This window comes from Pseudomonas sp. LBUM1651, assembly GCF_059716135.1.
Window position 1 is genome coordinate 5736725 of the sequence record NZ_CP166805.1, and the last position, 18796, is coordinate 5755520.

The 18796-nt window shown below is 60.9% G+C and carries 14 protein-coding genes; 10 read left to right on the top strand and 4 right to left on the bottom strand.

Features of this window, described 5'->3' with window-relative positions:
* Nucleotides 1–143: 143 nt before the first annotated feature.
* Nucleotides 144–2093 carry a BCCT family transporter gene (locus ACA066_RS26925; RefSeq protein ID WP_497699968.1) on the bottom strand — a complete coding sequence of 650 codons (1950 nt, stop codon included), beginning with the start codon at nt 2091–2093 and terminating at the stop codon, nt 144–146.
* A 378-nt stretch (nt 2094–2471) separates the two neighbouring features.
* On the opposite strand from ACA066_RS26925, the gene betI reads away from it, so the two are divergent.
* From betI to yccS, 9 genes are all read left to right on the top strand, one after another.
* Nucleotides 2472–3065, top strand: coding sequence for a transcriptional regulator BetI (gene betI / locus ACA066_RS26930; protein ID WP_497697283.1), 594 nt, complete (start codon nt 2472–2474; stop codon nt 3063–3065).
* Nucleotides 3066–3173: 108 nt separating this feature from the next.
* Nucleotides 3174–4646, top strand: a complete 1473-nt coding sequence (betB, locus tag ACA066_RS26935) for a betaine-aldehyde dehydrogenase (RefSeq protein ID WP_497697284.1) — start codon at nt 3174–3176, stop codon at nt 4644–4646.
* A 151-nt stretch (nt 4647–4797) separates the two neighbouring features.
* Nucleotides 4798–6501 (top strand): choline dehydrogenase, encoded by a 1704-nt coding sequence (gene betA / locus ACA066_RS26940; protein ID WP_497697285.1) that lies wholly within the window; start codon nt 4798–4800, stop codon nt 6499–6501.
* A 280-nt stretch (nt 6502–6781) separates the two neighbouring features.
* On the top strand, nt 6782–8224 hold the full coding sequence (locus ACA066_RS26945) for a TldD/PmbA family protein (protein WP_497697286.1): 1443 nt from the start codon (nt 6782–6784) through the stop codon (nt 8222–8224).
* The gene (locus ACA066_RS26950; protein ID WP_497697287.1) at nt 8224–9561 is read left to right on the top strand and encodes a TldD/PmbA family protein; all 1338 of its coding nucleotides are present in this window, start codon (nt 8224–8226) and stop codon (nt 9559–9561) included. The genes ACA066_RS26945 and ACA066_RS26950 overlap by 1 nt, the downstream gene beginning before the upstream one ends.
* A gap of 196 nt (nt 9562–9757) precedes the next feature.
* Complete coding sequence (mdtD, locus tag ACA066_RS26955) at nt 9758–11185, top strand: multidrug transporter subunit MdtD (protein WP_497697288.1); 1428 nt, start codon at nt 9758–9760, stop codon at nt 11183–11185.
* A gap of 105 nt (nt 11186–11290) precedes the next feature.
* Complete coding sequence (dbpA, locus tag ACA066_RS26960) at nt 11291–12628, top strand: ATP-dependent RNA helicase DbpA (RefSeq protein WP_235864487.1); 1338 nt, start codon at nt 11291–11293, stop codon at nt 12626–12628.
* A gap of 145 nt (nt 12629–12773) precedes the next feature.
* The gene (locus ACA066_RS26965; protein WP_497697289.1) at nt 12774–13952 is read left to right on the top strand and encodes a BaiN/RdsA family NAD(P)/FAD-dependent oxidoreductase; all 1179 of its coding nucleotides are present in this window, start codon (nt 12774–12776) and stop codon (nt 13950–13952) included.
* A gap of 225 nt (nt 13953–14177) precedes the next feature.
* Nucleotides 14178–16361: a YccS family putative transporter gene (yccS, locus tag ACA066_RS26970; RefSeq protein ID WP_497697290.1), complete on the top strand. Its 2184-nt coding sequence runs from the start codon at nt 14178–14180 to the stop codon at nt 16359–16361.
* Between the two features lie 53 nt (nt 16362–16414).
* On the opposite strand, the gene ACA066_RS26975 is transcribed toward yccS, so the two are convergent.
* On the bottom strand, nt 16415–17152 hold the full coding sequence (locus ACA066_RS26975) for a substrate-binding periplasmic protein (protein WP_497697291.1): 738 nt from the start codon (nt 17150–17152) through the stop codon (nt 16415–16417).
* 254 nt (nt 17153–17406) lie between these two features.
* On the opposite strand from ACA066_RS26975, the gene ACA066_RS26980 reads away from it, so the two are divergent.
* Nucleotides 17407–17859 (top strand): GNAT family N-acetyltransferase, encoded by a 453-nt coding sequence (locus ACA066_RS26980; protein ID WP_497697292.1) that lies wholly within the window; start codon nt 17407–17409, stop codon nt 17857–17859.
* A gap of 97 nt (nt 17860–17956) precedes the next feature.
* On the opposite strand, the gene ACA066_RS26985 is transcribed toward ACA066_RS26980, so the two are convergent.
* Both ACA066_RS26985 and ACA066_RS26990 read right to left on the bottom strand, forming a co-directional pair.
* Entirely contained in the window at nt 17957–18253 is a 297-nt protein-coding gene (locus ACA066_RS26985; protein WP_497697293.1) for a winged helix-turn-helix domain-containing protein, read from the bottom strand.
* 15 nt (nt 18254–18268) lie between these two features.
* Nucleotides 18269–18760, bottom strand: coding sequence for a M48 metallopeptidase family protein (locus tag ACA066_RS26990; protein ID WP_497697294.1), 492 nt, complete (start codon nt 18758–18760; stop codon nt 18269–18271).
* Between the last annotated feature and the right edge of the window lie 36 nt (nt 18761–18796).

An 18796-nucleotide genomic window follows, 5' to 3' on the forward strand; every position in this document is an offset into this window, starting at 1 on the left:
ATCGGGTGATGCAGTGTTGAAGTTGAAGCCCCCATCGCCAGCAGGCTGGCTCCCACATTGGAATGCATTCTCTTGTGGGAGCCAGCCTGCCGGCGATGAAGCCGACGCGGCGCTTCAGACAGAAACACCGCGCCACTCACAACTCAACTATAGACCCGGCCAAGGAGTTGCCGATGGCTTTCAAACTGATCGAGCACGTCACGGGTGATCTGATCCTGAGTGAAGCCCATCAAGTCGTAATCCTGGCTGCCGTTGTGCAGGTACACCTCGGCGCGGTAGTAACGTGCGCGCGGCTCATCGGCACTTTCAGCCGACACAGTGTCGCTCGCCGCAGCCAGATAGCCATCCAGGCTCACTTCGTAGACAAAAGGGTTGCCCTCTTCCATCTCGATCCGCAGACCCATGCAACGCTTGGCCTTGCCCAGCAACGTTTGCACGTCCAGACCTTTGCCACGCAATTGCACCACGGCCTCTTCCAGCGCCGGGCTGACTTGCTTATCCATGAAACGCTGAACGATCGACTGGTTCGGTTGCAGGTCCAGTTGAGTCAAACGCTCGCTGAAACCACGGCGACCGCGCGCAGCCAGTTCCGCTTGCTCCTGTTCGACCTGCACGTCCTGGCGCATGGCCTTGTGCAAGCCGAACATGAAGAACACCAGCACCACCGAGAACGGCAGACCGGCCAGCACCACCATGGTTTGCATGGCTTCGAAGTTACCGGCGAACAGCAGGCCGATGGTCACCAGGGTGATCACGCCGGACCAGAAGATCCGCAGCCAGTGCGGCGCATCTTCGTCGACATTGCCGCCCTTGCACGAAAGGTTGGCCATCATCACCGCGCCGGAATCCGCCGGGGTCAGGAACAGCACGAAACCGACGAAGATCGAAACGCCGATCACCACTTTCGACGCAGGGTAATGCTCCAGCAACTGGTAAATCGCCATGGACGGTTGTTCCAGCGCCGTCTTCCCGAGCTCCACCGCCCCATGGTTCATCACCAGGTCCAGCGCCGAGTTACCGAAGATCGACAGCCATGCCAGGGTGAAGCCCAGCGGGATCAGCAGCACGCCGGCCACCAGTTCACGCACCGTACGACCACGGGAAATACGCGCGATGAACATGCCTACGAATGGCGCCCAGGAAATCCACCAGGCCCAGTAGAACAGGGTCCACAGGCCCAACCAGCGGTCGGACTTCTCACTGTCGCCTTCGTACACGTAGAGGTCGAAGGTCTTCAGCACCACGCCGTTCAGGTAGTCGCCGACGTTTTGCACGAAGCCGTTGAGCAGGTGCAGGGTCGGGCCGAACAGCAGCACGAAAATCAGCAGACCGCTGAACAGCACGATGTTCAGGTTGGACAGACGACGAATGCCGTTTTCCACGCCGGACACGGCCGCAATGGTCGCCACGGTGCTCATCACAATGATCACGATCAGCAGGTTGGTGTTGCTGTGTTCCATGCCGAACAGGTTTTCAAGGCCCGACGACACTTGCAGCGAACCAATCCCCAGGTTCGTCACCAGCCCCAGCAGGGTCACGAACATGCCGAAGCCGTCCACCGCATGACCGGCCGCGCCTTTGACCCAACGCTCACCGACCAGCGGATACAGCGCCGAACGCAACGCCAGCGGCTGATTGTGACGGTAGGCAAAGTAAGCAACGGCCAGGCCGACCAAGGCGTAGATCGCCCAGCCATGCAGGCCCCAGTGCAGGAAAGTCAGCTGCACCGCCTGACGCGCGGCCATGTTGCTGGCCGAAACGCCTTCCGGCGGATTGAAGTAGTGGTCCAGCGGCTCGGAAGCACCGAAGTACAGCAGCGAGATGCCGATGCCCGAGGAGAACAGCATCCCCGCCCAGGCGCCATAACTGAAGTCCGGGGTGTCGTCCTTGCTGCCCAGTTTGAGCTTGCCGTAGGACGAAAACGCCAGGCCGACCACGAAAACCAGGTAAGCGGCGATCACCACCATGTAGTACCAGCCGAAGCTGCGGGACAACCAGGCCTGAGCCACTCCGAGCATTCTGCCGGCCTCTTGCGGGGCGATGATCAGAATGGCGGTCAACAGCAGGATCAGCGCGGTAGAGGTGTAGAACACCCAACCGTTGACCGTCACCTTCTCGGGCGGGGTCTTTATAAGAGAGGCAGAACTCATGGCACAGATGCTCCGGCAGTGCGAGAGAAGAACACAAGGCAACGCGATACCCGACCAATCGATTAGTTGGCAGCCGACCGGCGGGTGATATAAAGACACCCCGAAAAAAGCCCGAAGCCTGTAGAGGCCGTTGCGTATAGGTTTCGAGCCGTTTTGGATGTCGGTTTATCGCCATTTACACGTAGGAAAAATCTGTAAGCAGCGACGATTTGTCGCAGATCTTATTCTTTGTTGATTGAACGTTCAATCAAAACAAAATAGACTGGCCCTCAATCCGATAGACGTTTTGCGTCTGCCGGAAGGCCTAAGGAGATGTGCAAGATGCCCAAGGTCGGTATGCAACCCATCCGCCGCCAGCAATTGATCGAAGCCACATTGCAGGCCGTCGATCAGGTCGGGATGGGGGATGCCAGCATTGCGCTGATCGCCCGTTTGGCCGGTGTCTCGAATGGCATCATCAGTCATTACTTTCAGGACAAGAACGGCCTGATAGCTGCCACGGCGCAGTATCTGATGAGTGTCCTCAGCGAGAACGTCACCGCGCGCCGTCAGGCGCTGACAGATGACAGCCCGCGGGCGCATCTGCAGGTGATCATCGAAGGCAACTTCGACGCCAGCCAGGTCAATGGCCCGGCAATGAAAACCTGGCTGGCCTTCTGGGCCACCAGCATGCACCACCCGTCTTTGCACAGATTGCAGCGGATCAACGATCACCGTCTGTATTCCAACCTGTGCTGCCAGTTCCGCCGCGTATTGCCGCTCGATGATGCGCGCAGTGCAGCCCGGGGCCTGGCAGCCCTCATTGACGGTTTGTGGTTGCGCGGCGCGCTGTCGGGAGACGCTTTCGACACCGGGCAGGCGCACCGGATCGCTTACGAATACATGGATTTCCAACTGGCCAAGCAGGTGAGTTAGAGCACACATAAAACGCTCAACCCCTGAACGCTACCGACGGCGATGCCAACTGCTTCGCGGCACGCCCGGTGGTTAACGCCAACTAACTTATGCACTTGCGAGGACTTTATGGCCCGTTTCGAACTGCAAAAACTCTACATCGATGGCGGCTACAGTGACGCCAGCAGCGACGCCACTTTCGAAGCCATCAACCCGGCTAACGGTGAAGTCCTCGCAAAAGTACAACGCGCGACCAAGGAAGACGTCGAGCGCGCCGTGGTCAGCGCCGAAAAGGGCCAGAAAATCTGGGCCGCGATGACCGCCATGGAGCGTTCGCGCATCCTGCGCCGTGCCGTGGACATCCTGCGCGAGCGCAACGATGAACTGGCCGCCCTGGAAACCCTGGACACCGGCAAGTCGTTCTCCGAAACCAAGTATGTCGACATCGTCACCGGCGCTGACGTGCTGGAGTACTACGCTGGCCTGGTTCCGGCCATCGAAGGCGAGCAGATTCCGCTGCGCACCACGTCGTTCGTCTACACCCGTCGCGAGCCGCTGGGCGTCGTGGCCGGCATCGGCGCGTGGAACTACCCGATCCAGATCGCCCTGTGGAAATCCGCTCCAGCCCTGGCGGCCGGTAACGCGATGATCTTCAAGCCAAGCGAAGTCACGTCCCTGACCACGCTGAAACTGGCCGAGATCTACACCGAAGCGGGCTTGCCGGCTGGCGTGTTCAACGTCCTGACCGGCAGCGGCCGTGAAGTCGGCACCTGGCTGACCGAGCACCCACGCATTGAAAAAATCTCCTTCACCGGCGGCACCGACACCGGCAAGAAGGTCATGGCCAGCGCTTCCGGCTCGTCGCTGAAAGACGTGACCATGGAACTGGGCGGCAAGTCCCCGCTGATCATTTTCGACGACGCCGACCTCGATCGCGCCGCCGACACCGCGATGATGGCCAACTTCTACAGCTCCGGTCAGGTCTGCACCAACGGTACCCGCGTGTTCGTACCGTCTCACCTGAAAGCGGCTTTCGAAGCCAAGATCGCTGAGCGCGTTGCACGCATTCGCATCGGCAACCCGGAAGACGAAAACACCAACTTCGGCCCGCTGGTCAGCTTTGCCCACATGGAAAGCGTGCTGGGTTACATCGCCAAAGGTAAGGAAGAAGGCGCTCGCGTCCTGTGCGGCGGTAGCCGTCTGACCGAAGGCGACTTCGCCAAAGGCGCATTCGTGGCACCGACCGTGTTCACCGACTGCACCGACGAGATGACCATCGTGCGCGAAGAAATCTTCGGCCCGGTCATGGCGATCCTCACCTACGAAACCGAAGAAGAAGTGATCCGTCGTGCCAACGACACCGACTTCGGCCTGGCCGCCGGCATCGTCACCAAGGACCTGAACCGCGCTCACCGCGTGATTCATCAACTGGAAGCCGGTATCTGCTGGATCAACGCCTGGGGCGAGTCCGACGCCAAAATGCCGGTCGGCGGCTACAAGCAGTCGGGTGTTGGCCGTGAGAACGGCATCAGCTCGCTGAACAACTTCACACGCATCAAATCGGTACAGGTCGAACTGGGCGATTACGCCTCGGTTTTCTAAGGCGGCATCTGCTTCGCCTGCGAGGCCGCTATCGCCAGCAGGCTGGCTCCCACAGGAGTACGCATTCCAATGTGGGAGCCAGCCTGCTGGCGATCGAGTGCGCAGCACTCGCAACGGTCTGACCTGACCAACTTCAAAGAGGGTGCATTCAATGTCCCAAGAATTCGATTACATCATCATCGGTGCCGGCTCGGCCGGTAACACCCTGGCGACCCGTCTGACTGAAGACGAAGGCGTCACCGTCCTGCTGCTCGAAGCCGGCGGCCCGGATTACCGTATGGATTTCCGCACGCAAATGCCGGCCGCCCTGGCGTTCCCACTGCAAGGTCGTCGCTACAACTGGGCCTACGAAACCGATCCAGAGCCACACATGGACGGTCGCCGGATGGAATGCGGTCGCGGCAAGGGCCTCGGCGGTTCTTCGCTGATCAACGGCATGTGCTACATCCGCGGCAACGCGATGGACTACGACAACTGGTCGAAACTGCCAGGTCTGGAAGACTGGACCTACCTCGACTGCCTGCCGTATTTCCGCAAGGCAGAAACCCGTGACATCGGCCCGAACGACTACCACGGTGGCGACGGTCCGGTCAGCGTGACCACGCCGAAAGCCGGCAATAACCCGCTGTTCAGCGCGATGGTTGAAGCCGGCGTGCAAGCCGGTTACCCCGCTACCTCCGACTTGAACGGTTACCAGCAAGAAGGCTTCGGCCCGATGGACCGTACCGTGACGCCGAACGGCCGTCGCGCCAGCACCGCCCGCGGTTACCTGGACATCGCCAAGAAGCGCTCGACCCTGACCATCGTCACCCACGCCCTGACCGACAAAATTCTGTTCGAAGGTAAGCGTGCCGTCGGCGTGCGTTACCTGATCGGCGCCGCTGAAGAGCGCGTTGAAGTCCGCGCACGCAAAGAAGTGTTGCTGTGCTCCGGCGCCATCGCTTCGCCGCAGATTCTGCAACGCTCCGGCGTCGGCCCGGCCGAACTGCTGAACAAGCTCGACATCCCGGTGGTCCACGACCTGCCAGGCGTCGGCGAAAACCTGCAGGATCACCTCGAGTTGTACCTGCAATACGCCTGCACTCAACCGGTCTCGCTGTATCCGTCGCTGCTGCTGCGCAACCAGCCAGCCATCGGTGCCGAGTGGCTGTTCAACGGCACCGGCATCGGCGCCAGCAACCAGTTCGAAGCCGGCGGTTTCATCCGCACCCGTCCGGAATTCGATTGGCCGAACATCCAGTACCACTTCCTGCCAGTTGCCATTAATTACAACGGCAGCAACGGCGTGAAAGAGCATGGCTTCCAGGCGCACATGGGTTCCATGCGTTCGCCGAGCCGCGGTCGCATCCAGGCCAAGTCGAAGGATCCGCGCGAGTACCCGAGCATCCTGTTCAACTACATGGCCACCGAGCAGGACTGGCAGGAGTTCCGTGACGGCATCCGCCTGACCCGTGAAATCATGCAACAGCCTGCGCTGGACCCCTTCCGTGGCCGAGAAATCAGCCCGGGCATTGAAGTGCAAACCGATGAGCAGCTCGACAAGTTCATCCGCGAGCACGCCGAAACCGCGTTCCACCCGTCCTGCTCGTGCAAGATGGGCACCGACGAAATGGCCGTGGTCGATGCCGAAGGTCGCGTGCATGGCATGCAAGCCCTGCGCGTGGTCGATGCCTCGATCATGCCGATCATCACCACCGGCAACCTCAACGCGCCAACGATCATGATCGCCGAGAAAATCGCCGACAAGATCCGTGGTCGCAAGCCGTTGCCGCGCAGCACGGCCGATTACTACGTGGCCGGCGATGCGCCGGTGCGTGGCAAGCCGTTGCGGGATGTGAGCCTGACTGCTCAGTAAGGCGTAACACCGAGGTGTACCCATCGCGAGCAAGCTCAGCTCCTACGGTTCGAGGTTGAATCACATTTTTGTGATCATCCCCAATCCCGTAGGAGCCGAGCTTGCTCGCGATGAGGCCCGACCAAACAACACATCTCTGCCTGACACACCCCGGTTATCCCTCCCCACACCGCCCCACCCTTGAACTCCCCCCCACCCAGGCCTAATCTAGCGCCACGCAAACGTTTCACCCCCCTCGCAACACCGATACATCGCAACCCCATACCAAGGAGGTTCCCGAATGTTCGATTTCCACCCCCAGCTCAAGCAGCGCTTCACTGCCTTGCGCACGGGCGCTGAATTCTTTTCGCTGCGTTATGTGCGCGAGTCCGGCCAATACCTGTCGGTGCGCAAGAACGTCGCCGAACCTCCGAGCCTGAGCCGTGACGAAGGCGCGATGCTGACCGTGCGCGTCAACGGCGTCGAAGCCTACGCCGCGACCAACGACCTGTCGCAAGCCGGCCTGCAGGCCGCGCTGGAAAAAGCCGAGCAACAAGCCCGCCGGCTCAAGCTCCACGCCCTGCTCGACCTGCGTGACCACGCCGTTTCCAGCGACCGCGCCGACTACTATTCGCCGAACTTCGACCAGCCCTTCCCGTCCCTGAGCGACTGCTATCAACTGCTCGGCGCCGAATCCGCGTCCGTGCCAAAAGACGAGCGACTGGTGAACTGGCAGGTGAGCATCGGCATCACCAACGTCGAACAGATCTACCTCAGCAGCGCCGGCGCTGAACTGCGCCAGGCCCAGCGTTTCATCTACCCGAGCCTGGAAGTCACCGCCTACGACGGCAGCGACAGCCAGACCCGCACCCTCGGCCGCGAAAACTTCGGCCAACAGGGCGGCTTTGATGTGATCAGTCGCTGCGGCCTGGTGGGTGCCGGCCCGAAAATCGCCGATCAGGCGCTGCAATTGCTGCTGGCACCGAACACTCCGCAAGGTCCGCGCGACCTGCTGTTGATGCCCGACCAGATGATGCTGCAGATCCACGAATCCATCGGTCACCCGCTGGAACTGGACCGCATCCTCGGTGACGAGCGCAATTACGCCGGCACCAGTTTCGTCAAGGCAGAAGACTTCGGCCATCTGCAATACGGTTCGAAACTGCTCAACGTGACCTTCGATCCGGACATCCCCGAGCAGCTCGCCAGCTACGGCCATGACGACGACGGCACCGCTGCCAGCAAACAGTTTCTGATCAAGGAAGGCTTGCTGCTGCGTCCATTGGGCGGTGCGCTGTCGCAGTTCCGTGCCGGCATGGACGGCGTCGCCAATAGCCGCGCCTGTGGCTGGAATCGCCCGCCGATCGACCGCATGGCCAACCTGAACATCGAGCCTGGCGATCAGCCGCTTGAGCAACTGATCGGCAACATCGAACACGGCATTCTGATGAGCACCAACCGTTCCTGGTCGATCGACGATGCGCGCAACAAATTCCAGTTCGGTTGCGAATGGGCGCAGTTGATTGAAAACGGCGAACTCAAAGGCGTGGTGAAAAACCCGAACTACCGGGCGATTTCCGCGCAGTTCTGGAAAAGCCTCAGCGCCGTCGGCGACGCCAGCACCTTCAAGGTCCTTGGCACTCCGAACTGCGGCAAGGGCGAGCCGAATCAGGTGATCCGTGTCGGCCATGCGTCGCCGGCCTGTGTGTTCAGCAATGTGGATGTGTTTGGGGGAGACGCCTGATGAGTACGTCAAACAATCAGGCCGATGGGTTCAAGGCCTTGGTCAACTGGCTGCGCGACGCGATTCGCGAACCGGAGCAGTTCACCCTCAGCTACGCCGCCGAGTCGTCGGCCTTCGTGCGTTTCAACCATGCGAAGGTGCGTCAGGCCGGTCAGGTTCAGCAAGCGAGTGTCGGCTTCAAACTGATCAACGAGGGCCGGCATGCCGACCTCGACATCACGCTGTCGGGCGATGCCGAAGTCGACCTCCAGCGTTTGGCCGAAGGGCTGCAACAGTTGCGCGAGACCTTGCCGTTGTTGCCGAAAGATCCGTACCTGCTGCTCAATCACAACGGCTGGCAGAGCAAGAACGTACAGGAACATCCACTGCCGGACACCGAGCAAGTGGTTGCAGAAATCGCCCAGGCTGCCGAAGGGCTGGACCTGGTGGGTTTCTATGCGGCCGGCCCGATCAGTCGCGGTTTCGCCAGTTCTTCGGGCGCGTTCGGCTGGCATCAGGCCAACAGCTTCAACTTTGACTTCAGCCTCTTTCATGACAACGGTCAGGCAGTAAAAGCCAGCTACGCCGGGCATGACTGGAGCAGCGAAGGGTTTGTCAAACGCTTTACCCAGGCACGCGAGCAGTTGGCGTTTCTCGGCAGGCCGCAGCGCACTCTGCCGCCCGGTCAGTACCGCGCCTATCTGGCACCGGCAGCCATGGGCGAAATCATGGACATGCTCGGCTGGGGCGGTTTTTCAGCGCAGTCGATTGCCAGCAAAAACAGTCCGCTGCAGAAGCTTTTCGCAGGCAACAGCTCGTTCAGCCCGCTCGTTTCCGTCGATGAAAAAGTCAGTGGTTCGTTGAGCCCGGCGTTCTCCGGCGAGGGTTATCCGCGCAGCGATCTCAAGTTGATTGTCGAAGGCAAGGCCGGCGCGCAAATGGTCAGTTCGCGCAGCGCCGCCGAATACGGCCTGACCGCCAACGGCGCCAGCGGCGGTGAAATGCCAAGCGCCTTGAACATGGCGGCCGGGACGTTGCCTGATGCAGAGATTCTCAAGCAACTGGGCACGGGGCTGTACATCAGCAATCTGTGGTACTTGAACTACTCGGACCAACCGGGGGCACGCATGACCGGCATGACGCGGTTTGCCACGTTCTGGGTCGAGAATGGCGAGATACAGGCGCCGGTCAGCACCATGCGCTTCGATGACAGTGCTTACAGCTTGCTGGGTTCACAGCTGGAGGCGTTGACCGAAGAGCGCGAGTTGTTGCTGTCGGCGAGCACTTACAGTCAGCGAGCGACGGCTTCGGCGTTGTTGCCGGGGGCGCTGATCAGCAAACTGACGCTGACCTTGTAAACACAAAACCCTGTGGCGAGGGAGCTTGCTCCCGCTGGGCTGCGAAGCGGCCCCAAAATCAGTAAACACGGTTCATCAGACAAACCGCATTTACCGGGTTTGCGACTGCTTCGCAGCCGAGCGGGAGCAAGCTCCCTCGCCACAGAGATTACTGCCATCCGCGACCTTGCATTAACTCCATCCCACAAGAGGTCCCATGCCCAACCGCCCACCTCTCGACGCTGTCACCGCCCGTTGGTTGCCGTGGGTCGTCGCCATTGCCTTCTTCATGCAGTCCCTCGACGGGACCATCCTCAACACCGCCCTGCCGGCCATGGCGCGCGACCTGGCGGAAGACCCGCTGCGCATGCAGGGCGTGATCATCGCCTACATGCTCACCGTCGCCCTTCTGATCCCTGCCTCAGGCTGGATCGCCGACCGTTTCGGCACCAAGAAAATCTTTTTCGGCGCGATCCTGTTGTTCAGCATCGGTTCGTTGCTCTGCGCCCTGTCGAGCAGCCTGAGCATGCTGATCGGCGCCCGAGTGATTCAGGGCCTGGGCGGTGCGCTGATGCTCCCGGTCGGGCGGCTCGTGGTGCTACGCGCCTACCCGCGCTCGGAACTGGTGCGGATCATGGGTTTCATCACCATTCCCGGCCTGCTCGGGCCGCTGATCGGCCCAACCATGGGCGGCTGGATGGTGGAATACCTGACCTGGCACTGGATCTTCCTGATCAACCTGCCGGTCGGCGCCGTCGGTTGCTACGCGGTGTGGAAATTCATCCCCGACCTGCGCGGCACTGAGCGCACGCGTTTCGACAGCCTTGGCTTCTTGCTGTTTGGCGCGGCGATGGTGCTGATCACCATCGCCATGGAGGGTCTCGGCGAACTGCACCTGCCGCACTTGCGCGTGATGTTGCTGTTGTTCGGTGGCATGGCCTGTCTGGCGGCGTACTGGCTGCGGGCCGGGCACATCGAGAATCCGCTGTTCGCGCCGTCGCTGTTCAAGACCCGGACGTTTGCCGTGGGTATCCTCGGCAACCTGTTCGCCCGTCTGGGCAGCGGCGCGTTGCCGTTCCTCGTACCGTTGCTGCTGCAAGTGGCGCTGGGTTACTCACCCTCGCAGGCCGGGATGAGCATGTTGCCGCTGGCCGCTGCCGCGATGGTCGCCAAGTCGGTGGCACGGCCGCTGATCGAACGGCTGGGCTATCGCATCGTGCTCACCGGCAACACCTTGGCGCTGGGGCTGATGTTGGCGAGCATGGGCCTGGTCAGCGAGCAGACACCGTACTGGCTGCTGCTGGGCATGCTGGCGATCCTCGGCGCGATCAACTCATTGCAGTTCACCGCGATGAACACCGTGACCCTGATCGACCTCGACGACGCCAGCGCCAGCAGCGGCAACAGCCTGCTGTCGGTGGTCGCGCAATTGTCTCTAAGCCTGGGCGTTGCGTGTGCCGGTGCGCTGCTCGGCGGGTTCACGGCGGAAGTCGGCAATGACGATGTGAACACGGTGCTGGGCGCGTTCCAGTTGACCTTTGTGACCGTCGGCATCATGGCAATGCTGGCCGCGACGATCTTCTCGCAGCTCTCGCGGGAAGACGGACGGCGCGTCAAGCGTCCGGAAGAACACATCGAGCCTTAGGGCGAATGGCCACTGGGCTGGTACACTGCGCGACATTTTGTTTTGCAGGCCAGTCCCGTGACCACCATCGCCACCGCTTTTAACACTTTGCCGCTGTCCGCCGCCATGCTGGCTAACCTCGACTCCCTCGGTTATGCCCAGATGACGCCGATCCAGGCGCAAAGCTTGCCGGTGATCCTGAAAGGGATGGACCTGATCGCCCAGGCCAAGACCGGCAGCGGCAAGACCGCCGCCTTCGGTATCGGCCTGCTGAACCCGATCAATCCGCGCTTCTTCGGTTGCCAGGCGCTGGTCATTTGCCCAACGCGCGAGCTGGCTGACCAGGTTGCCAAGGAAATCCGTCGCCTGGCCCGTTCCGAAGACAACATCAAGGTCCTGACCCTGTGCGGCGGCGTGGCGTTCGGTCCGCAGATCGGTTCGCTGGAGCATGGCGCGCACATCATCGTCGGCACTCCGGGTCGCATTCAGCAGCACCTGCGCAAGGGTTCGCTGGTGCTCCACGGCCTGAACACGCTGATCCTCGACGAAGCCGACCGCATGCTCGACATGGGTTTCTACGATTCCATCGAAGAGATCATTGCCCAGTGCCCCGAGCGTCGCCAGACCCTGCTGTTCTCCGCCACGTATCCGGTGGGTATCAAGCAACTGGCTTCGAAGTTTATGCGCAACCCGCAGCAAGTGAAGGCCGAGGCGTTCCACGACGACACGCAAATCGAGCAGCGCTTCTACGAGATTTCCCCGGAAGAGCGCATGGATGCCGTGGTCAAGGTCCTTGCGCATCACCGTCCGGCGTCCTGCGTCGCCTTCTGCTTCACCAAGCAGCAGGTTCAGGAAACCGTTGACCACTTGACCGCCAAAGGCATCTCCGCCGTCGGCCTGCACGGCGATCTGGAACAGCGTGACCGTGACCAGGTGCTGGCGATGTTCGCCAACCGCAGCACTTCGGTGCTGGTTGCCACCGACGTCGCCGCGCGCGGTCTGGACATCGATGCGCTGGACATGGTGATCAACGTCGAACTGGCCCGTGATTCGGAAATCCACATTCACCGTGTCGGCCGTACCGGTCGTGCGGGCGAGAAAGGCATTGCGATCAGCCTGGTCGCCCCGTCCGAAGCGCACCGCGCCCAGGCCATCGAGCAACTGCAGAAGTCGCCGTTGAGCTGGGATCAGCTGGACAACCTCAAATCCCAGGGCGGCGGACCGTTGCTGCCGGTGATGAGCACGCTGGTCATCGGCGCGGGTCGTAAAGACAAGGTTCGTCCGGGCGACATCCTCGGTGCACTGACCGGCGATGCCGGGATTCCGGGTGCGCAGGTCGGCAAGATCGCGATTTTCGACTTCCAGGCCTACGTGGCCGTGGAACGCGGGATCGCCAAGCAAGCCTTGCAGCGCCTGAACGACGGTAAGATCAAAGGCCGTTCGTTGCGCGTGCGTATCCTCTAAGAACGCCGCGGCCCCCTGTGGGAGCTGGCCTGCCAGCGATGGCATCGACTCGGTCTGACTGGTAAACCGAGTCGATGCCATCGCCGGCAGGCCAGCTCCCACATTTGATTGCATTCCAGATCAGCTCTTGTGTGAGGACACCGTTTTGCGCTCTACCGAAGTCGTGATCATTGGCGCTGGCGCCGCAGGGTTGATGTGTGCGCTGACCGCCGCCGGGCGCGGGCGCAAGGTGATGTTGCTCGACCACGCGAACAAGGCCGGCAAGAAAATTCTGATGTCGGGCGGTGGCCGCTGCAATTTCACCAACATGTATACCGAACCGGGCAATTTCCTCTCGCAGAACGAGCACTTCTGCAAATCCGCGCTGGCGCGCTACACCCAGTGGGACTTCATCGGGATGGTCGCCAAACACGGCGTGCCGTACCACGAGAAAAAACTCGGCCAGCTGTTCTGCGATAACAAATCCAGCGACATCCTCGAGATGCTCCTCAACGAGTGCGATCAGGTCGGCGTCAGCCTGCACCTGGACACCTCGATCCAGACCATCGAGAAGCTTGAAAGCGGTTACTTGCTGGACACCACGCTGGGCCAGATCACCTGCGAATCACTGGTAATCGCCACGGGCGGTCTCTCGATCCCGACCCTGGGCGCCACCGGTTTCGGTTATCAGGTTGCGAAGCAGTTTGGCCACGAACTGTTGCCGACTCGCGCAGGCCTCGTGCCGTTCACCATCACCGATCAGCTCAAGGAGCTTTGCACCGAGCTGTCCGGTACGTCGGTCGATTGCCTGGTCAGCTGCAACGACCAGAGTTTCCGCGAGAACATCCTGTTCACCCATCGCGGTCTCAGCGGTCCGGCGATTTTGCAGATTTCCTCGTTCTGGGAATCCGGCGACTCGGTAGAGATCAACCTGATGCCGGACCACGACGTGCCGAGCTGGCTTCAACAGCAGCAAGCCGAGCGCCCGAACAGCGAACTGAAAACCCTGCTTGGCGAGATCTTCACCAAGAAAATGGCCAACCTGCTGGCGGACAACTGGTTCGTCTCCAAACCGATGAAGCAGTACACCCACGCAGAAATCGCCGACATCGCCGAGAAACTGGCGAGCTGGAAAGTGGTGCCGGCCGGCACCGAGGGTTATCGCACGGCGGAAGTGACGCTGGGTGGCGTCGATACCCACGAGGTGTCGTCCAAGACCATGGAATCGCTGAAAAGCCCTGGTTTGTATTTCATTGGTGAAGTGCTCGATGTGACCGGACACTTGGGTGGTTTCAACTTCCAGTGGGCCTGGGCCTCCGGTTACGCCGCTGCGCAATACGCCTGACCACACAACAAACCCAATGTGGGAGCGAGCCTGCTCGCGAAAGCGGCCTGACAGTCGACAAAAATGTTGAATGTTATGGCCTCTTCGCGAGCAGGCTCGCTCCCACATTGGTTATGCGGCGGTCTTGAAGGAACAGATTTTGCTGTCAGATGTGATCGGCGCCATTGCGTCGGCGTCATTACTGGCTCAATTTAGCGTCATTGCCTCGGAAGGCCTTCGCACTTCATGCCATCGACCCCTTTTCGTCAGTCTCTGCGTCGCCTCTGGGCGCTGGATAAATTCAGTTACAGCGTGCGGGTGTTCATCGCCCTGACCGGCAGCATGGCGCTGTGTTGGTATCAGGATGAAATGGGGCTGCTGATCCCGCTGTTCCTGGGGATCATCGCCAGCGCCCTGGCCGAGACCGATGACAGTTGGCAGGGCCGCCTCAATTCGCTGGCCGTGACGCTGGTGTGCTTCAGCATCGCTGCCCTCTCCGTCGAATTGCTCTTCCCCTACCCCATCGTCTTCGTCATCGCCCTCGCGTTGGCCAGTTTCGGCCTGACCATGCTCGGCGCCCTAGGCGAACGCTATGGCGCGATTGCCTCGGCAACGTTGATTCTGTCGGTCTACACCATGATTGGCGTGGACCAGCGCGGCGGCGCGGTGACCGATTTCTGGCACGAGCCGGTGCTGCTGGTGGCCGGCGCGGCGTGGTACGGCTTACTCTCAGTGTTGTGGCAGGCGATGTTTTCCAACCAGCCGGTGCAGCAGAGCCTCGCGCGATTATTCCGTGAGCTGGGTTTTTACCTGAAGCTGAAATCGTCGCTGTTCGAGCCGATCCGGCAGATGGACGTGGAAGCGCGTCGTCTGGAACTGGCGCAGCAGAACGGCCGGGGCGTCGCGGCTCTGAACGCCGCCAAGGAAATCATTCTGCATCGGGTCGGCAACGGTCGACCGGGCTCGAAAGTCAGCCGCTACCTGAAACTCTACTTCCTCGCCCAGGACATCCACGAGCGCGCCAGCTCCTCGCACTATCCGTATAACGCGCTGGCCGACGCCTTCTTCCACAGCGACGTACTGTTCCGCTGTCAGCGCCTGCTGCGCCAGCAGGGCAAGGCTTGCCGGGCGCTGGCGGAATCGATCCAGATGCGTCAGCCGTTCATCTACGACGCCAGCTTCGCCGAAGCCCTGAGCGACCTGCACGCGTCACTCGAACACCTGCGCATCCAGAGCAACCCGGCCTGGCGCGGACTGCTGCGATCCTTGCGCGCACTGGCCGCCAACCTCGGCACCCTCGACCGTTTGCTCAGTGATGCGAGCAACCCCGACGCGCTCGCCGACGCCACCGACAGCAGTCTGCTCGACCGCTCGCCACGCAGCCTCAAGGATGTGTGGATGCGCTTGCGCACGCAGCTGACGCCGACCTCGTTGCTATTCCGCCACGCCCTGCGCTTGCCCCTCGCGTTGAGCATCGGCTACGGCATGGTGCATTTGATTCACCCGTCGCAAGGTTACTGGATCATCCTCACCACGCTCTTCGTCTGCCAACCGAACTACGGCGCCACACGCCGCAAGCTCGGCCAGCGGATCATCGGCACCGCCATCGGCCTGACCCTGGCCTGGGCGCTGTTTGATCTGTTCCCGAACCCGCTGATCCAGTCGTGCTTCGCGATTGCCGCCGGGGTGGTGTTCTTCACCAACCGCACCACGCGCTACACCCTGGCGACGGCAGCGATCACCTTGATGGTGCTGTTCTGCTTCAACCAGGTCGGCGACGGTTATGGCCTGTTCCTGCCGCGACTGTTCGATACCTTGCTCGGCAGCCTCATCGCCGGGCTCGCGGTGTTCCTGTTCCTGCCGGACTGGCAGGGTCGACGCCTGAACAAAGTGCTGGCCAATACCCTGACCTGCAACAGCATTTACCTGCGTCAGATCATGCAGCAATACGCCGCCGGCAAGAGCGACGACCTGGCCTATCGCCTGGCCCGGCGCAACGCGCACAACGCGGATGCGGCACTGTCGACGACGCTGGCCAACATGCTGATGGAGCCCGGGCATTTCCGTAAGGAAGCGGATGTCGGGTTCCGCTTCCTGGTGTTGTCGCACACTTTGCTCAGCTATTTGTCAGGACTGGGCGCACACCGTGAAACCCAGCTGCCGGCGGACGTGCGCGAGCATTTGATCGAAGGTGCCGGCGTGAAACTGGCAGCGAGCATTGATGAAATCGCTCAAGGCCTGGCGAGCAAACTGCCGATTGCGATTCAAAGTGATGAGGAAGAGGCGCTGGCCAATGAGCTGGAGCAGATGCCGGATGAAATCGATGAAGGGCAGCGGTTGGTGCAGACGCAGTTGGCGCTGATTTGCCGGCAGTTGGGGCCGTTGCGGACGTTGGCAGCGCATCTCATCAAAGACACCAGCGAGGATTGAGATCTGTGGTGACCCGGCGGGCCCCTTCGCGGGCAAGTCGGAACGCCGCCCGCTCACATCCCATGTTCCTTCATCAACCGCTCATAACTCCCATCCGCCTTCATCTCGGCAATCTCCCGATCAAAACCGGCCACGATCTGTTCATGTTGCGGATTTTTCAGGCTGACCAGTATATGCAGGCTGTTCTCGCTCAACGGCTTGGGCAGGAATTCCACGGCATTGCGCACCTTGGCTGACTCCCGTGCCAGGTAGTAACGCGCGACGTATTCATCCTCCAGGGTCAGCTTGACCCGGTCGGCGGCGACCATGCGCACGGCCATGGCGAAGCTGTGCACCGGGACCTTCTGCAGCGAGGCGTCTTCATCGAACGCGGGTGAATAGGCATAACCGCGCACCACCGCAATCGGGTACATGTGCAATTGCTGCAGATTATTGAATTCGATCGGCGCGTCTTTGCGCTTGAGAAAGCGCACGCGGTTGAGCAGGTACTCGCCGGAAAACTGACCGAGCTTGGTGCGTTCGTCGGTGTACCAGGCGTTCACCAGCACGTCATAACGCCCTTCGCCGATGCCCAGCAACGCACGCGCCCACGGCACCTGTTCAAAATCGCTGGCATAGCCGGCGCGGGCCAGCGCAGTACTGACAATGTCGGTGGCCAACCCACCGTTGACCAGCGTGGCGTCGGTAAAGGGTGGCCATAAATCGGCGACCAACCGCAGCTTTTCCGCTGCGGCGCTCTGAGTCAGCAACAGCAATCCGATCAAGGCCAAAGCTCGATGCAATCGCGGCATGCTCGAAAATCCTTAGCGGGCGGCTGCCCGACGTTTTCAGCCAAAACTCCAAGGCCCCGTACCGGCAAAATCCAGGTACTAACATTAGCTCATCGAAGCCACTGCACAGCGCTTCATCCCAGATTACACAAAGAAGACAACTCCGCGCAAAATGAATGATGGCATTTTGGCCTTTGTCACAGTTTTCTCCGCCATCAAGACATCTTTCGCGCGGACGCTTAGTATCGGAGGGACGCTGTTCAAGGAATGTGAAGATGACAATCGATTGGATCTGCAAACACCACAGTGATCTGGGCAAGGAGCAGCTGTACGCCGTTCTGCAGCTGCGCGCTGAAGTGTTCGTTGTGGAGCAGAAATGTGTTTATCAAGACGTTGATGGCCAGGATCTGGAAGGTGATACCTGCCACCTGATGGCCTGGGACGGGGATCGACTGGCGGCGTACCTGCGCTTGCTCGATCCTGAATTGCAGGGCGGCGATGTGGTGATCGGGCGGGTGATTACCGCGCCGGATTATCGCGGCAAGGGCCTGGGTCATGAGCTGATCGCCCAGGCATTGAAGCAGGCGGAAAAGCGCTGGCCTGAAGTGCCGGTTTATCTGTCGGCCCAGGCGCATTTGCAGGGGTATTACGGGCGGTACGGGTTTGTCGTGGCGGGTGAGGAGTATCTGGAGGACGGGATTCCGCATATCGGGATGCGTCGCTCCTGAGGGCCTCTTCGCGGGCAAGCCTCGCTCCTACAGGTTTTCAGTGAACCTGTAGGAGCGAGGCTTGCCCGCGAAGACGTCAGCCGCAACGCCGCAAATTTCAGGGATACTCCAACACCGCTTTAATCTGCCGCAGATTACGCTCGATCCATCCCCGATCAATCGCCCCCCACTCGCGAATCCGATAACACCCGGCATGGTTGCGCGCGCCCTCTTCCTGCTCGAACTCACAAACGATGTCCAGATCCGCCAACGCCGCAATGGTGTCCTGAGCCGTGCGCCGGGGCATGCCGGTCACCTCGGTCAGTGCCGGGACGCTGCTGGCCAGCCCGCTGTCGATCAGGTACGCCACGTACAAACGGCGATAGAAGCTGCTCTTGGTCTTGCTCACGTCCATCCACACACTCCTTGGCTACTGCATTTCCCGCCACGTCAGGTACACCCGCAAATCGAACTCGATCTGGTGATACCCCGGCAACATGTGTTCGCACAGCTTGTAGAACGCTTTGTTGTGATCCGACTCCTTGAAGTGCGCCAGCTCGTGCACCACGATCATTTTCAGAAATTCGGCAGGGGCTTCCTTGAACAATGAAGCCACCCGGATTTCTTTCTTGGCCTTGAGCTTGCCGCCCTGCACCCGAGAGATCGTGGTGTGCAGGCCGAGGGCGCGGTGGGTCAGGTCCAGACGGTTGTCGAACAACACCTTGTCGATGGCCGGGGCGTTACGCAGGTATTCCTGCTTCAGGTCCAGCGCATAGGTGTACAACGCCTTGTCGCTCTGCACGTCGTGCTTTTGCGGATAACGCTGGCTCAGGTAATCGCCCAGCCGACCTTCGGTGATCAGTCGGCGCACCTGGTCCTGCAATGCAGCGGGATAGGCCTGGAGGAATTTCAAGGCAGTCATCGGGGCGGCAACATCGGTTACGAAAAGGTCGCCAGT

What these genes read in the sequence shown, in the direction of transcription:
- ACA066_RS26985 (WP_497697293.1), bottom strand. Translation starts at nt 18,253, where the DNA reads ATGGACGTGAGCAAGACCAAGAGCAGCTTCTATCGCCGTTTGTACGTG.
- betI (WP_497697283.1), top strand. Translation starts at nt 2,472, where the DNA reads ATGCCCAAGGTCGGTATGCAACCCATCCGCCGCCAGCAATTGATCGAA.
- betB (WP_497697284.1), top strand. Translation starts at nt 3,174, where the DNA reads ATGGCCCGTTTCGAACTGCAAAAACTCTACATCGATGGCGGCTACAGT.
- mdtD (WP_497697288.1), top strand. Translation starts at nt 9,758, where the DNA reads ATGCCCAACCGCCCACCTCTCGACGCTGTCACCGCCCGTTGGTTGCCG.
- ACA066_RS26945 (WP_497697286.1), top strand. Translation starts at nt 6,782, where the DNA reads ATGTTCGATTTCCACCCCCAGCTCAAGCAGCGCTTCACTGCCTTGCGC.
- dbpA (WP_235864487.1), top strand. Translation starts at nt 11,291, where the DNA reads ATGCTGGCTAACCTCGACTCCCTCGGTTATGCCCAGATGACGCCGATC.
- ACA066_RS26975 (WP_497697291.1), bottom strand. Translation starts at nt 17,152, where the DNA reads ATGCCGCGATTGCATCGAGCTTTGGCCTTGATCGGATTGCTGTTGCTG.
- ACA066_RS26950 (WP_497697287.1), top strand. Translation starts at nt 8,224, where the DNA reads ATGAGTACGTCAAACAATCAGGCCGATGGGTTCAAGGCCTTGGTCAAC.
- betA (WP_497697285.1), top strand. Translation starts at nt 4,798, where the DNA reads ATGTCCCAAGAATTCGATTACATCATCATCGGTGCCGGCTCGGCCGGT.
- yccS (WP_497697290.1), top strand. Translation starts at nt 14,178, where the DNA reads ATGCCATCGACCCCTTTTCGTCAGTCTCTGCGTCGCCTCTGGGCGCTG.
- ACA066_RS26980 (WP_497697292.1), top strand. Translation starts at nt 17,407, where the DNA reads ATGACAATCGATTGGATCTGCAAACACCACAGTGATCTGGGCAAGGAG.
- ACA066_RS26990 (WP_497697294.1), bottom strand. Translation starts at nt 18,760, where the DNA reads ATGACTGCCTTGAAATTCCTCCAGGCCTATCCCGCTGCATTGCAGGAC.